Annotated in this window: 19 protein-coding genes; 4 read left to right on the top strand and 15 right to left on the bottom strand. The window is 28.1% G+C overall.

Annotation, left to right across the window (positions count from 1 at the left end):
• Positions 1–11 precede the first annotated feature (11 nt).
• From dksA to CAQ16704_RS01060, 4 genes are read left to right on the top strand one after another with little or no spacing between them, the layout of a single operon-like run.
• The gene (gene dksA / locus CAQ16704_RS01075) at positions 12–368 is read left to right on the top strand and encodes an RNA polymerase-binding protein DksA (protein WP_039666509.1); all 357 of its coding nucleotides are present in this window, start codon (positions 12–14) and stop codon (positions 366–368) included.
• Positions 365–1,348: a hypothetical protein gene (locus tag CAQ16704_RS01070; protein WP_039666508.1), complete on the top strand. Its 984-nt coding sequence runs from the start codon at positions 365–367 to the stop codon at positions 1,346–1,348. The genes dksA and CAQ16704_RS01070 overlap by 4 nt, the downstream gene beginning before the upstream one ends.
• A complete protein-coding gene (locus CAQ16704_RS01065) occupies positions 1,345–2,271 on the top strand; it encodes a tRNA dihydrouridine synthase (RefSeq protein ID WP_039666507.1) in 927 nt (308 codons plus the stop codon). The genes CAQ16704_RS01070 and CAQ16704_RS01065 overlap by 4 nt, the downstream gene beginning before the upstream one ends.
• A 30-nt stretch (positions 2,272–2,301) precedes the next feature.
• Entirely contained in the window at positions 2,302–2,652 is a 351-nt protein-coding gene (locus CAQ16704_RS01060) for a hypothetical protein (protein ID WP_148308463.1), read from the top strand.
• On the opposite strand, the gene recO is transcribed toward CAQ16704_RS01060, so the two are convergent.
• From recO to atpG, 15 genes are all read right to left on the bottom strand, one after another.
• The gene (recO, locus tag CAQ16704_RS01055) at positions 2,636–3,250 is read right to left on the bottom strand and encodes a recombination protein RecO (protein ID WP_039666505.1); all 615 of its coding nucleotides are present in this window, start codon (positions 3,248–3,250) and stop codon (positions 2,636–2,638) included. The genes CAQ16704_RS01060 and recO overlap by 17 nt on opposite strands.
• Complete coding sequence (locus CAQ16704_RS01050; protein WP_039666504.1) at positions 3,250–3,762, bottom strand: pyrazinamidase / nicotinamidase; 513 nt, start codon at positions 3,760–3,762, stop codon at positions 3,250–3,252. Before CAQ16704_RS01050 ends, recO begins: the two co-directional genes overlap by 1 nt.
• On the bottom strand, positions 3,755–4,516 hold the full coding sequence (locus CAQ16704_RS01045) for a tRNA 2-thiocytidine biosynthesis TtcA family protein (RefSeq protein ID WP_039666503.1): 762 nt from the start codon (positions 4,514–4,516) through the stop codon (positions 3,755–3,757). The genes CAQ16704_RS01050 and CAQ16704_RS01045 overlap by 8 nt, the downstream gene beginning before the upstream one ends.
• The gene (locus CAQ16704_RS01040; RefSeq protein ID WP_039666502.1) at positions 4,513–5,199 is read right to left on the bottom strand and encodes a 5'-methylthioadenosine / S-adenosylhomocysteine nucleosidase / 6-amino-6-deoxyfutalosine hydrolase; all 687 of its coding nucleotides are present in this window, start codon (positions 5,197–5,199) and stop codon (positions 4,513–4,515) included. Before CAQ16704_RS01040 ends, CAQ16704_RS01045 begins: the two co-directional genes overlap by 4 nt.
• Positions 5,196–6,116, bottom strand: a complete 921-nt coding sequence (fabD, locus tag CAQ16704_RS01035) for an ACP S-malonyltransferase (RefSeq protein ID WP_039666501.1) — start codon at positions 6,114–6,116, stop codon at positions 5,196–5,198. Before fabD ends, CAQ16704_RS01040 begins: the two co-directional genes overlap by 4 nt.
• Positions 6,116–6,694, bottom strand: coding sequence for an FKBP-type peptidyl-prolyl cis-trans isomerase (locus CAQ16704_RS01030; RefSeq protein WP_039666500.1), 579 nt, complete (start codon positions 6,692–6,694; stop codon positions 6,116–6,118). Before CAQ16704_RS01030 ends, fabD begins: the two co-directional genes overlap by 1 nt.
• Positions 6,695–6,708: 14 nt before the next feature.
• Positions 6,709–7,701 (bottom strand): tetratricopeptide repeat protein, encoded by a 993-nt coding sequence (locus tag CAQ16704_RS01025; protein WP_442856716.1) that lies wholly within the window; start codon positions 7,699–7,701, stop codon positions 6,709–6,711.
• 16 nt (positions 7,702–7,717) lie between these two features.
• A complete protein-coding gene (gene pal, locus CAQ16704_RS01020; protein WP_039666498.1) occupies positions 7,718–8,203 on the bottom strand; it encodes a peptidoglycan-associated lipoprotein Pal in 486 nt (161 codons plus the stop codon).
• 63 nt (positions 8,204–8,266) lie between these two features.
• A complete protein-coding gene (tolB, locus tag CAQ16704_RS01015; RefSeq protein ID WP_039666497.1) occupies positions 8,267–9,466 on the bottom strand; it encodes a Tol-Pal system protein TolB in 1,200 nt (399 codons plus the stop codon).
• On the bottom strand, positions 9,466–10,242 hold the full coding sequence (locus CAQ16704_RS01010) for a Tol-Pal system subunit TolA (protein ID WP_039666496.1): 777 nt from the start codon (positions 10,240–10,242) through the stop codon (positions 9,466–9,468). The genes tolB and CAQ16704_RS01010 overlap by 1 nt, the downstream gene beginning before the upstream one ends.
• Before the next feature lie 4 nt (positions 10,243–10,246).
• Positions 10,247–10,633 (bottom strand): ExbD/TolR family protein, encoded by a 387-nt coding sequence (locus CAQ16704_RS01005; protein ID WP_039666495.1) that lies wholly within the window; start codon positions 10,631–10,633, stop codon positions 10,247–10,249.
• Positions 10,634–10,638: 5 nt separating this feature from the next.
• The gene (locus CAQ16704_RS01000; RefSeq protein ID WP_039666494.1) at positions 10,639–11,205 is read right to left on the bottom strand and encodes a MotA/TolQ/ExbB proton channel family protein; all 567 of its coding nucleotides are present in this window, start codon (positions 11,203–11,205) and stop codon (positions 10,639–10,641) included.
• Positions 11,205–11,597, bottom strand: coding sequence for an ATP synthase F1 subunit epsilon (atpC, locus tag CAQ16704_RS00995; RefSeq protein ID WP_039666493.1), 393 nt, complete (start codon positions 11,595–11,597; stop codon positions 11,205–11,207). The genes CAQ16704_RS01000 and atpC overlap by 1 nt, the downstream gene beginning before the upstream one ends.
• Positions 11,598–11,600: 3 nt before the next feature.
• Positions 11,601–13,055: a F0F1 ATP synthase subunit beta gene (atpD, locus tag CAQ16704_RS00990; protein ID WP_039666492.1), complete on the bottom strand. Its 1,455-nt coding sequence runs from the start codon at positions 13,053–13,055 to the stop codon at positions 11,601–11,603.
• A 14-nt stretch (positions 13,056–13,069) separates the two neighbouring features.
• Positions 13,070–13,954, bottom strand: coding sequence for an ATP synthase F1 subunit gamma (gene atpG / locus CAQ16704_RS00985; protein ID WP_039666491.1), 885 nt, complete (start codon positions 13,952–13,954; stop codon positions 13,070–13,072).
• Position 13,955: the final 1 nt, after the last annotated feature.

Raw genomic sequence — 13,955 nt, 5'->3', positions numbered from 1 at the left:
AGCACAACTTTATGCGAGAAACAAATCTTGATAAAATTAAAAGTATTTTGATTCAAAGACAAAAAGAAATTTTAAATCAACTTCAAGGCAATATAGACAATATTCATAACTTGCAAGATAGTGAACCTAGTGATGAAGTTGATTTGCAGCAAATTGATAATAGTTCACATATTGATTTTAAGATTAATGAAAATTTAAAAGCGGAATTAGAAGAAATTAAACATTCATTAAATAAAATAGAGAACAATACTTATGGAATTTGTGAATATTGTGAAGATGATATCCATCCTGAGCGACTTAAAATAAAACCTCATGCAAAATATTGCATAAATTGTCGTGAAAACTTAGAAAAAAGGAAAGAGTTATGAAGTTAAAATTATTTTTTTTTGCAAGTTTTGTTTATCTTTTAATCATTGCAGCTTTAGTTTATAATTTAAATTTAGGAGATTATACTTTTACAATTTCTTCTTTTGAGTTAACTTTGCCTATTAGCTTATGGGTAATTCTACCCGCTCTTATATTAATGATTTTAGCATTATTACATATGAGTTTCTATGGTTTTTTAAAACATTTACAATATAAAAATCTTATTAAAGATAGCAAAAATTATGAAAATTTTATTATTGATATATTTTTTAAAAAAAATAGTAAGATTAAATTTAAAACTCAAGAATTTCAAGAAATAGCCAAAAATACTCAAGCATTATATTTTAAAGAAAAAAATCAAAATCCAAAAATAGATAATATCATTGATATTTTTGAACAATTAAAAAATGAAAATTTTGTCGATTTAAAAAAATATAAACTTGATTCAAATAATGAATTCTTTATTTTAAATGAAAAAAATCATTTTCAAAAAGATGTCGACTATGCATTTTCTTTCATCAAAAATAAGGAAAAACTATCAAGTGACCTTGAAAATTTTGCGTATGAACAAATATTAAAAAATGCCTCTTATAACCAAATAAAAACACTAAAAATTCAAAAAAATCAAGATAATATTTTGCTATTGTTACATCGGTTTAAAAATGAAAATATAGAATTAAATCATATTGAAATAGAAGTTTTATTAAACATGAATACTTTAGATGAGAGTGCGTATATGCAATGTGCAAAAATTCTATGTAAAAAAATAGAGCCTCAAAATTTAATTGCAATATTTAAAAAAATAAAAGAGAATCATACCCAATCTACAAGAGCTTATTTTTACACATTGGCTGAATTTGGCATGTATGATGAATTATTAAAAGAACTAGGAAATGATCAAAATGAATATAAGGATTTTAGACTTATTTTGTTTCTAAGAGAACACAACAAAAAAATTGATCTTGAAAAATTTATACAATGATAGATTTTAGTAAAAAACCTTTATTTTTAGCACCTATGGCTGGGTTTTCAGACTTACCTTTAAGAAATTTAGTCAAACAGTTTGGAGCTGATGTAACAATTAGTGAAATGATAAGCTCCAATGCTTTGGTTTATGAAAGTGCAAAAACTCTTAAAATGTTACAAAAGGCTGAACTTGAAAAACCCTATATAGTCCAAATTGCAGGATCTGATGAAAATATTATACAAAAGGCTGTGCAAATTCTAAATCAATTTGATTTTATAGATGGCATTGATTTTAATTGTGGGTGTCCGGTTAATAAAATTATTAAGCAAAATGCAGGGAGCGCACTTTTACAGGATCTTGGAAAATTACAAAAAATACTAGAACTTATAAAAAAAATAAGCAACAAAAAATTGACTAGCGTAAAAGTAAGAATTGGATACGATAAAAAAGAACCTATCGCTATAGCCAAAGCTTGTGAAAATGCTGGAGTAGATTTTATTAGTATGCATGGACGTACTAGAAAACAAATGTATAATGGAAATTCTAATTATGAAGCCATAGCCTTAGCTAAAGAAAACATAAAAATTCCTTTGATAGCAAATGGAGATATTAATGCTAAAAATGCTAATGATGTATTTATGATAACCAATTGTGATGCTTTAATGATAGGTCGAGCAAGCATCGGAAAACCTTGGATATTTTATGAGATTAAAAGTGGTAAAAAAATCGATAAAGCTATGAAAAACAAAATTATATTTACTCATTTCGAAGAAATGTTAAAACATTATAAGGGGCAAGGGGTAAGTATATTTAGAAAACACTTACATGAATATTCTAAAGGTTATGAAGATGCTTCAAATTTTAGAAATCAAGTAAATCGTATTACCGATGCTGATACCATGAGAAAATATATTCAAGAATTCTTTAATAAGGAATAATTTTTGCTTATAAAATAATAAGCAATACGAATGAAGAGATACCAAAAACAAGGAAAGTTGATGGCAGCTCATATCAATTCAAAGGGGATTTATAAAGCATTAGGGGGTATTAGAACAAGTGCAAATAATTTGGCGGCTTATACTTCAAAACTTAATAATCAAAGTTTAGATTTTGAAAAATTTTTAAAACAAGAACAACCAAAATGTATTAATACTTGTTTAAAAAGCTCTCAAAAACAACTTGGAGATTTACTGGAAGACATTAAAAATAGTAAAAAAGCTATTATAAAAAATACTCATATTGATACGCAAAATATTATTGCAAGATTAAGACAAGATATTATTATGATGTATGATTTTACTCTTAAAAACCCTCTTTGATAATTTTATGCAATTTATCAATATATTCATCGCTTAAATGCGATGAATTAAAATTTTTATAAAATTTTAAAATATCTTTAATTTTAAATTCATAACCAAAACAGCAATTCTTATGAGCAGGTAAAAAAGCTCTTATCAACACAACATTCTCTTTTATGCAATTGTCACACAAAAAACAAATAAAATCTCTATGCAAACGACCCTCGTGATTTAAAATTTTTAAATATGCATCTACTATTACACGCTTGCAATCTTGTTTTTCAAACCGTATAGCACAATTTTCTAAAAGTTCAAAATAAAAACTATCTATTTCTTCAACATCTTTTAAATGCCAATAAAAAAGCCTAATAAACTCTTGCCAAAGATACATTTTTTCTCTGTCTAAAACCCAAGAAAATCCAACATGCAAAACATCTTTTAAACGTGGTAAAAATCTTGTGCTTTCTTCTAACTCAAAATCAATTTTATAACCACTTAAGATACTAGAATGCCTCATACCATAAAATCTATAACTTTTAATAACTTTCTTAGTACTTAAAAGATAAACGATCAAATCCTCATCTTTTACGCTTTGAGTATGCAAAATAAAACCTTGCATTAAAGAAGCTCTATACCATAAGCTTGTAAAATACCATAAGCACTTTTTTCTAATTGCTCATTAAAACTTGCACTAGCATTTTTATGTAGAGTAATTTTAGAATTAGGACTAGCATTTAATGCTAAAATGATATTATTGAATACACAAATATGCGAAACTAAACCGCAAAATTCTATACTTTCATAATAATTTTCTTTTAAAAAATTAGCCAAATCTAGACTTCCAAAAGTATCTTTATAGAAAATTTTTTTGGCTTTATTTAAATATTCATCGAACTCATTTGGCATTTTCCAACCCAAAGTATTTTTAATACAATGATAAATCGGAATATTTCTTCCTTCTTGAGTATTTAAATACCCTCTATCGTGTGTATCAAAAGTAAAAATAATATCTCCTTGGTGAGCTTTTAAAAGCGTAAGAATATTATTTTTTATTTTAATGGCCTTTTTAAATCCTAAACTACCATCTATGAAGTCATTTTGATAATCAACAACAACTAAAAGTTTAGTCATTGCTTTTAACCATAAAAAAACTATCTGTATGAATATTTTCAAATGCGGTTTTTAAACTTGTAAACAATTTCGGATTTTCTTTTTCTAAATTTGCTAAAAGTTGCTTAGCTTCTTCTCTAGCATGTGGGAATTTAACATTTTTTTCATTCAATTTCATGCCAGGACAAAATTCGTTACCTATAACTTCTAATTCATTCGTGATGACATTTTCCCGCAATTGTCTTTCTCTTACAAAAATCAATGGACGAATAACCTCTATTCCTCTTTTACTTTTATATTTTGGTGCTAAACTTCTAAGTGCACCATTATAAATAAAGTTCATAAAAAAACTTTCAGCGGCATCGTCTAAATGATGTGCTATTGCTAACTTATTATAACCATTTTCTAAGGCATAAGTATATAAAGCACCTCTCCTCATTCTTGAAAAAAAACTACAAAAACTTGAATTTCTTCTAATAGTATCACCTGAAATCTCATAAATATTAGAATCAATTATCTCATGAATAATCCCATATTTTTCACAATGATTATGAAGTTTAGTGTAATCTTCACCCATTCCATAACTTAAAGTTACTGCTTTAAATTCAAATTTAAAAGGAGCATGTGCTTGCATACGTCTTAAAAGATGAGCTAAAGTTAATGAATCTTTTCCTCCACTAAGTCCTAATAAAACTTTATCATTATCTTTTATTAAAGAATATTTTGCATTTGCCTTTGCAACTTCTCTAATCAATTTTTTACTAAGATTAATCATAGCTTCTCACAAATTTTTAAAACAAAATTAGCCGAAATTTTTGCTGATTTTTCTACAAATTCATCAAAATCAAATTCGGCCTTTTCGCCTGCTTTATCGCTCATTGATCTTAAAATAAGACAAGGAATTTTTAAAGCATCGCATACTAAAGCTACACTAGCCCCTTCCATTTCACAAGCATCTGCGTTAAAAATTTCTCTAATTTTTACTTTTTTACTCTCATTGCAAATAAACTCATCACCCGTAGCAATAATACCTGATTGCAGTTTAATATCAAGTTCTTTGGCAACTTCTAAAGCAAGACAATTAAGTTTATCATCTGTTTTTATAAAAATTTCGTTACCTGGAACATATCCGAGAGGATGACCAAAAGCTGTAATATCCAAATCATATTGAACTAACTTTGTAGCATAAATTAGATCACCTATTTCTAGATCTGGGTTAAAAGCTCCAGCTACACCTGTAAAAAGTAAAATTTCGGATTTAAATTTTTCAATCATAATAGTCGCACTAAGAGTAGAATTTACTTTTCCTATTTTAGAATAAGCGATGATTAATTCATGATTTTTATACTTAGCAAGGTAGTAAGTGTTATTCGCATAATTTATTGTTTGATATTCTTTTAACGTCTCTAGTAAAGGAGTAATTTCTTCAGGCATAGCCCCTAAAATAGCTATTTTCACTTAATTACCTTTAAAATTTCATCAATATCTTCCATCTTGCTTAAAGCATAGGTTTCTTTTTGAGTGATTTTTTTATTTAAGCCCTTTAATACACTTGCACCAAATTCTATATAAAAATCTACATCATTGTCAATTGCTTTAATACTTTGTTTATAAAGAACAGGTTTTGTAAGCTGATCACTTAAGAGTGTTAAAGCTTGATTTTTATCATTGTATGCTTTAGCATTTACATTTGATATGACATTTTTAAAATTATCTTTTAAAATCTTTTTTAACTCTTTTGAAAGCTTCATAGAAGCATTTTTTAATAATGGACAATGACTTGCAACGCTCATATTTAAAAGCATAGTTCTTTTTGCACCAGCATTTTTAAAATCATTTTCACAAGCAATCAAATCCGGCTTTAAACCAGCTACAACAATCTGCCCATCACAATTATAATTTGCCACATAAACGCTTTTTCCGTTTGCAAATGCTTTTTGACAAAGTTCTTTGACTATTTCATCATCAAGTCCTAAAATCACCATCATGCCAGCTTCTATTATAGAACAATCTTCTTGCATAAATCGGCCACGCTTATTAACAAGTGTAATAACATCTAAAAAATCAAATGCACCTTGTATTGCCAAAGCACTAAATTCTCCCAATGAATGACCTAAGCTATACTTTGCCTCTATATTGACTTGTTCTCTTAAAGCCTCATAAGCCATTAATGAATTTAACACAATAGCCATTTGTGTAAATTCGCTTTTGTTTAAATTTTCATTATTATTAAAAAGCAATTGTTTAAAATCAACTTTACAATATTCACTAGCATGATCCAATAATTCTTTTGCTTTAGATGAATTTTTATAAAAACTAAACCCCATACCAACACTTTGAGAACCCTGCCCTGGAAAAATAAATACACTATTCATTAATGATGGTGTCCTCCACAGCAACCACCATTGCCATGTCCATGACCTCCACAGCAACCACCATCGCCATGTCCATGATGGTGTCCTCCACCACCACATCCACAACTTTTACTTCCTGCAATAATTCCTGTTAAAATTTCATCCTCACTTGCAGCTCTTACATCTACAATATTTAGTGAAAATAACAAATCTTTCCCTGCATAAGCATGGTTATAATCAATAGTAACTTCATTATCTGTAATTTCCCTAACTATCACTCTTACTGTATTACCATCTTCTCCTTCACCAAAGAGCTCCATACCTATTTGCAAATCAATTCCTGCAAATTGCTCTTTCGGTAAAGTTTGCAAAGCACTGGCATCATATTCACCCAAAGCCTTTTCTTTTTTAATTACAATATCAACATTACAAGGTGCATCAAGTTTTTGAATTTCTTCTTCTAATCCCTCTAAAATTTGCCCTTTACCTAAAATAAAAGAAATAGGTTCGGCATAGGTATTCGATTCTAATATTTCATTTGTATTTGCATCTTTTAATTCGTAAAACATTGAAACTACGCTATTTTTTTCTATAGCCATTTTTTCTCCTTTGATTACTTTCTATTTGGTGAAGCTTTTGCCTCAGGACTATCTGGATAAGCCGTTTTTAAAGCTTTGTAAAATTTATTAGCACTTTTAGGATCTCCAACCTTATCTAAACTTATAGCTGTATGATAAAGCAATTTTGGTACATAATCACCTTTAGTGCTTATTGATGAACTTTTTTTATAAAATCCTAAAGCTCCCGCATAGTCTTGCTGTTTATATCTTATTTCTCCAAGCCAAAATGTAGATCTTGCAGGTTTATAATGTATGTTAATTAAATATTCAAATTTTTCTTTTGCATCCTCGAATTTATTTTTATTTACTTCATCAATTGCATTTTTTAAAATTTTACTAGACTGTAGCTTTTTCCAATTATCATCTTTTTTGCCTGTCATTTCCTCTAAAGTTGTATTTGTTTCTTGAACACGCTCCTGTGTCTTATTTTCATCATCAATTATAACAGGATTAATAACCTGGGGGATATTTGTTTGTTTTTGCAATCTAGTTATTTCTGATTGAAAAAAATTTATACTTTGATTCATGTCTTCTTTGGAAATATAATCATCATTGATTTTATTAATTAAGGTTGATATTTCACTTAAAATTTTTTGAATTTCTTGATAATTTTTCTCTTGAATTTCTCTATTTTCTTCTACATATGCTCTTAAATTTTGAATCTCATGAGTAATATTTGTATCAAAATTTTGATAATTTTCTTCTAATAAAAGTAGTTTTGTATTTGCTTTAGAATATTGAGCATTTAAACCTTCTGTTACACTTTGCAAACCCTCTATATTTTCTACTGCAGTATTTATCTTGCTAGTTAGATTAGTGTAATATTCATTTAAAGCTTTTAAACGCTCTTGATTTTCATATTGTAGTTTCTCGTTTTGAGTTAAGCCATAAGGTGTTTTTGTATCTACTTTTCCTGCATCGAATGCCGAAATCTCAGCGTGTAAAAAAGTAGCTCCTAAAAAAAGAGCTACATGTAGTAGTTTTATTTTCATTATTTAAAACTTATTTTAACAATTTAAATTCTGCACGACGATTCTGTGCATCACAATTTTTTGTTCTTTCTGTACATACAGGATTAGTTTCACCATAACTTTTTATGCTAATTTTATCTGCACTAACACCCTGAGCTATTAAAGATTCTTTAACCGCTTTTGCTCTTTTTAAACCTAGAGCTTGATTATATTCATCAGTTCCCCATTCATCACAGTTTCCCTCGACTACAATTGTAGCATTTGTAGCTTCTTTTTTTAATATTTCAGCATTGTTAGCAATAACTTTTTGCATATCTTTTCTAACATCGAATTTATCAAAGTCAAAATAAACATTAGCAATTGAGTTTAAAGATTCAAGATTTTCAAATCTATCTGATCCACCACTTCCTTTTGAACTATCGACACTACTTGAGCTACTCACACTAGTATTTTTTGTAGCACAACCACTAATAATAACAGCAAATGCAGTTATTGAAGCAAAAATGATTTTTTTCATTATTTCCCCTTTTTTTATTAAAATCATATTTAATTATAACAAAAAAAATATTATTTTTATATTTTACCAATCAATTGATTGAATTTTTCCAATTTTTAGGCCATAATGGAATGCTTTATTTGCATTAATTCTAATAATACCTAAAGCACTTTGTGAACCTAAATATTTGATAAAAACTACACTTTCTCCATCAATAGAAAATCTTGGAAAGAGATTTTTTCCATTGGCAGTAAGTTGTCTAATATAATCACTTTGTGTAGACATTAAATAAAGATTAAAAACTCCTCTTTGATTTGTTTCTCTGCTAGAATATACCATATAATGTTTATAAGTAGAAACTGAAGAGTTGTTTTTACCATGAAATACTACTTGTTCTGTTAAATTAGAATCTAAATTTTGCATAAAAATATTTGGGTAACCCAAACGATCAGATACAAAAACTACATTTTTATCATCATCAACAAAATTACCATTCACATCAATACCCTTATAATTTGTAAGTTGTGTAAGACTTTTTGTATCTATATCATATAAATAAATATCTGGCTGGTCTTTAGGTGCCATAGTAAGCAATATTTTTTTAGCATCGTCACTTACATCAGAAGCAACTATCATACCCTCACTTGAAATAATTTTTGAAATATTCTTATTTTTCATACTATATTTATACAAAGTAGGAATTTCACCCTCATAGGCTGTAAAATAAAAAGCATTTTGTTCTTTATTGGCCCATTTTGGAAATAAATTTAGTCCTTTTGAAATTAATATTTTTTGATAAGTTAAAGTATAATCAGCTAACAAAATATCACTTTGTTTGCTACCTTGGGTTCTTGCTATTAAAATTTTATGATCCATCCAATCAATTGGAGCAAAACCTAATTTTTTATTCATTTGAACAATACTCTTATGTGCTAAAAATGGATATTCCTCAACAGAAAGAATTTGTTCATAAAAACTTGTTTTAATTTCGTTTGCTACTAGAATTTCTACATCAATATCTAAAATCTTTCCATTTTTATTTAAATTATAAGAAAAAATATAATCACTTTGTTTTTCGTCTTGACTTAATTCAAAATTTGAACCTACTTTTATGTCATTAATAAGCATATTATAAAAACTTTTCTTAAGATCTAAATCACTGAGCTTAGATTGATCTTTAATGTAAATTTTAGGTAATTGCATACCTTTATTTACAACAGAAATTGTTGCATCTTGTCCAAATAATATTGAACAAAAAAATAAAATTGCCATTATTTTTTTCATCATTTCTCCGTTTCAAATTCAATTACATCACTAAGTTGCATTTTTATTTTTTTCATTTTACCATTTGGAGGTAAAGTTATATACTTTCCTTCTAAATTTTGTAAAAATTCTTTTGCTTTTTTATCAAAATTATCACTATATGTACTAGTGGCACTTAACAAATAAAAATAACCATTGTTGTCAATCACAAATTCTACATCTATACTTAAATTTCCACTAGGATTATAAATTCTCCATCTATCTTCAAGATACTTTCTAACAGCTCCTAAAAATTGATCATAAACGCCAATTTTTTGCTCTATAACAGATTGCCCTAATTCTTGATTAATTTGTAAATTTTCATTTAGCTGTTTTGAAAAATCATTGATTTTTTCTCTTTGTGCAAAAATAGGTTTTTTTGATGGCATAGAAGATTGCACTTTTGTGGTTTTTTCCTCTTGATAATCTTCTATTTTTCCAAATAATTCATTAAAAACACTAGCTTGTTGCTCTATATCTTGAGTATTTACACTTTTATTTGTAGTATATTTTTGTAATATATTTTCTTCAAATAAATTTTGTAAATTATCTTTTTGAATTTCTTGCTCTATATTAACTTGGTTTTTATTAACATTATCTCCAAGTTCAATATTAATAAAACTATTAGGGTCATCTGTGTATTCAATAATTTTAGTTTTATATTCAACCAATTTAAAAAATACCAAAAAAACAACAAAAAAATAAATTAAAATCGCATAAATAAAAGCTTTTATATTGTATTTAGAATTTTCTTCCATTACTCTACTCAGTTTGCAAAGCAACTTTTTGAAAGCCCAAATATTTCATTGTTCTTAGAACACTCATCACATCATCATATTTTAAATTTTTATCTGCCCTTATAAAAACTGTTTCCTGAATATTATATTGGGCTTTTAAAGCATTCATATTATCTGCAAAACTTACAAAATCGAACTTATTTTTTCCTACAAAAATTTCCTTTTTAGCATTAATTGTTACAATTAAACTCTTAATATTTGGAGCACTAGAAGTTTTTTGTGAACCATGAGGAAGTTGTACTTTTTCTTCATAGGTAATACTTGGTGCAGTAACCATCAAAATAGCTAACAAAACCAACATAATATCTACTAAAGGTGTAATATTTAATTCAGGCTTATCCTCTAAAAACATTAATATTATACCTTTGTAAAACTATTACTAATCAATAATTTAATTTCACTATCTAAAATATTAATTAGTTCATAAGCCTTTCTTTTAATGGCTAAGTGAAAACTATAAGCTGGAATAGCAACTAAAATTCCGCATCCTGTTGCAATCAAAGCCTCGCTAATTTTAGGTGCAATAATACTTAATGAATTTTGCATTTCCAAACCACCAAAAGTTTCAAGAATAGAAATAACTGTTCCAAAAAGACCTATAAAAGGCGAAGTAGAAGCTATGATACTCAACCAAGTAAGTCCTATAGTCGCTTTTTTTTCTACTGAATTTTTATAGATATTCATTTTAGTTTCATCAATTTCTTTACATTTTTTTAAAATGGATGTACTTTGACTTAAATCTTTCTCACCTTGCATCAAAGCTTTTAAGGCTTGATTTTCATTTTGTATCCATTTATTAATAAGTATTAATCTTGAAAACAAAATACTAAAACTAAGTATAAAATATACAGAAAGCCAAGCTAAAACTATATATGTAATTAAACTTGTACTTTCAAAAAAATGAAAAATAGCTTGAAAATCCACTATCTTTGCCTTACACTACTATCTAATTTAGCGAAAGTAGAAGCTAAAGCTACACTATCGCTACTCATTGACTTAATTAATTTTTTTGCCTCTTCTAGTTTTTGAGCAATTTCATTATCACTATTTCCACCAACCCAAACAGCACCTTTAGCTAAAACACTTACTTTTGTTTCAGAAATTTTAGCATGACCTGAATCAATAGCAATCAACTCATGCGTTGAATCCGACTTTTCTATATCGATAATTCCGGCTTTAAGTGAAGATACTAAAGAAGCATGACCTCTTAAAACTCCAAATTCTCCTTCACTTCCAGGCAAAACAACTAATTTTATTTCTCCTTGATAAATCATACCAAGAGGAGTAATAATTTCTAAAGATACTAAATCTTTCATGGATTAACCTTTTTTAGCTTTATCCACTTTGCAATTATCTAAGCAAACTTCTTTTCTGCTTACTTCTTTAAGTGTTTCAGCTTTTGCTATAACTTCATCTATATTACCAACCATATAAAAAGCATTTTCTGGTAAATCATCATATTTACCTTCTAAAATACCTTTAAATCCTGCTATCGTTTCTTCAAGAGAAATATATTTTCCAGGACTTCCTGTAAATACTTCAGCTACAAAGAATGGTTGAGATAAAAATTTTTCTATTTTTCTAGCTCTCTCAACAATCAACTTATCTTCTTCGCTTAGTTCATCCATACCTAAAATAGCTATTATATCTTGTAAATCTTTATATTTTTGAAGAACCGATTGAACCCCACGAGCTACTTTATAATGTTCTTCACCTATAATTTGAGGATCTAACATTCTTGAAGTAGAATCAAGTGGATCAACAGCTGGGTAAATTCCTTTTTCTGCTATAGCTCTATTTAAAACAGTAGTGGCATCTAAGTGAGCAAAAACAGTTGCTGGAGCAGGGTCTGTTAAATCATCAGCTGGAACATAAACTGCTTGAACTGAAGTAATAGAACCTTTTTTAGTAGAAGTAATTCTTTCTTGGAATCTTCCCATCTCGCTTGCTAAAGTTGGTTGATATCCAACAGCCGATGGAATTCTACCTAAAAGTGCTGACATTTCAGATCCTGATTGAGAAAATCTAAAGATATTATCAATAAACATAAGCACATCTAGGCCCATTTCATCTCTAAAATATTCAGCCATAGTAAGACCAGTTAAAGCTATACGATTTCTTGCCCCTGGTGGCTCATTCATTTGTCCATAACATAGTGCAACTTTATCTAAAACATTGCTTTCTTTCATTTCATTATAAAGGTCATTGCCCTCACGTGTTCTTTCACCAACACCAGCAAAAACAGAATATCCACTATGTTTAAAAGCAACATTGTGTATAAGCTCCATTATAATAACTGTTTTACCAACACCAGCACCACCAAATAAACCTACTTTACCACCTTTAGCATAAGGTGCTAATAAATCGACTACTTTAATACCTGTTTCAAAAATTTCGCTTTTAGTGCTTTGCTCTTCAAACGGAGGAGGATCTCTATGTATAGACCATCTTTTATCAAAATCTATATTCTCGCCCTCATCTATCAAATCACCAGTTACATTAAAAATTCTACCTAGTACTTTTTCACCTACTGGAATACTTATTGGACTACCGGTAGCTTCAACTTTTAAACCTCTTACAAGCCCATCAGTCATATCCATAGCAATAGTTCTTACTTTATTATCACCTAAATGTGCTGCTACTTCAAGGACTAATTTATATTCTTTGCCTTCTAATTCATAATTTACAATAATTGCTTCATTAATTTGTGGAAGATAGTCTTTAAATTCCACATCAACAACTGGTCCTAAAACTTGAGAAATAAAACCTTGCATCATCACTCCTAAATTTATTTCATTGACTCAACGCCACTGATAATTTCTATCAATTCCGTTGTAATAGATTCTTGTCTAGCCTTATTATAAGCCAAATTAAGCTGTCTTACTCTAGCTTTTGCATTATTAGTTGCGTTATCCATAGCTTGCATTCTCGCACTATGCTCAGCCGCTAAAGAATCAACCAAAGAAAAATACATATTATATTCAAAATAAGTTTTTAACAAATCACTTAAAATTTCTTCATCTTCAGGTTCTAAATCCATTAAAGATTGAGAATTTTGCTCTTCTTTACTTGCAATAGCTTGTACTGGTAATAACTCATTTATACGCATTTCTTGAGAAATCATATTTTTATATCCATTATGCACAATTACAATTTTATCTGTAACTTCGTTTGTAAAATCATCAACCGCACTTTGAATTATTGAGCAAGCTTTTTCATAATCTGGACTTGAACTAGTATCTAAGTATTTTTCTAAAATTTCAATATTTTGAAAATTAAAATACTCTATGCCAGTCTTTCCAATAGCTCTTAATCTTACCTTAATTTTTTTAGCTTTACACTCTTCGAGCATTTCATTAACTGTTTTAATGGTTTTTATATTAAAACCACCACATAAACCTTTATCAGCGGTAATAAATATTATATCCATTTTTTCTATATTTTCTTTTTTTCTAAAAAAAAGAAGCTTATCATCAATATCACTATACTGATTAATTTTAAATGCAATTTCTGACAAAACTTCATCAATTTTTTGAGCAAAAATTTTTGATTTTTTTGCTGCCTCCTCTGCCTTTCTAAGTTTAGCAGTAGAAACAAGCTTCATTGCATTGGTTGTCTTTTGTGTATTATGAACACTTTTGATTTTTCTTTTAATTTCTTTTAAATTAGACATT

The organism is Campylobacter sp. RM16704 (assembly GCF_000816245.1).
In the GTDB taxonomy this organism is placed as follows: Bacteria; Campylobacterota; Campylobacteria; order Campylobacterales; family Campylobacteraceae; genus Campylobacter_D.
Note: the sequence above shows the minus strand (reverse complement) of the source record. Positions and strands in the feature narration are given on the sequence as shown.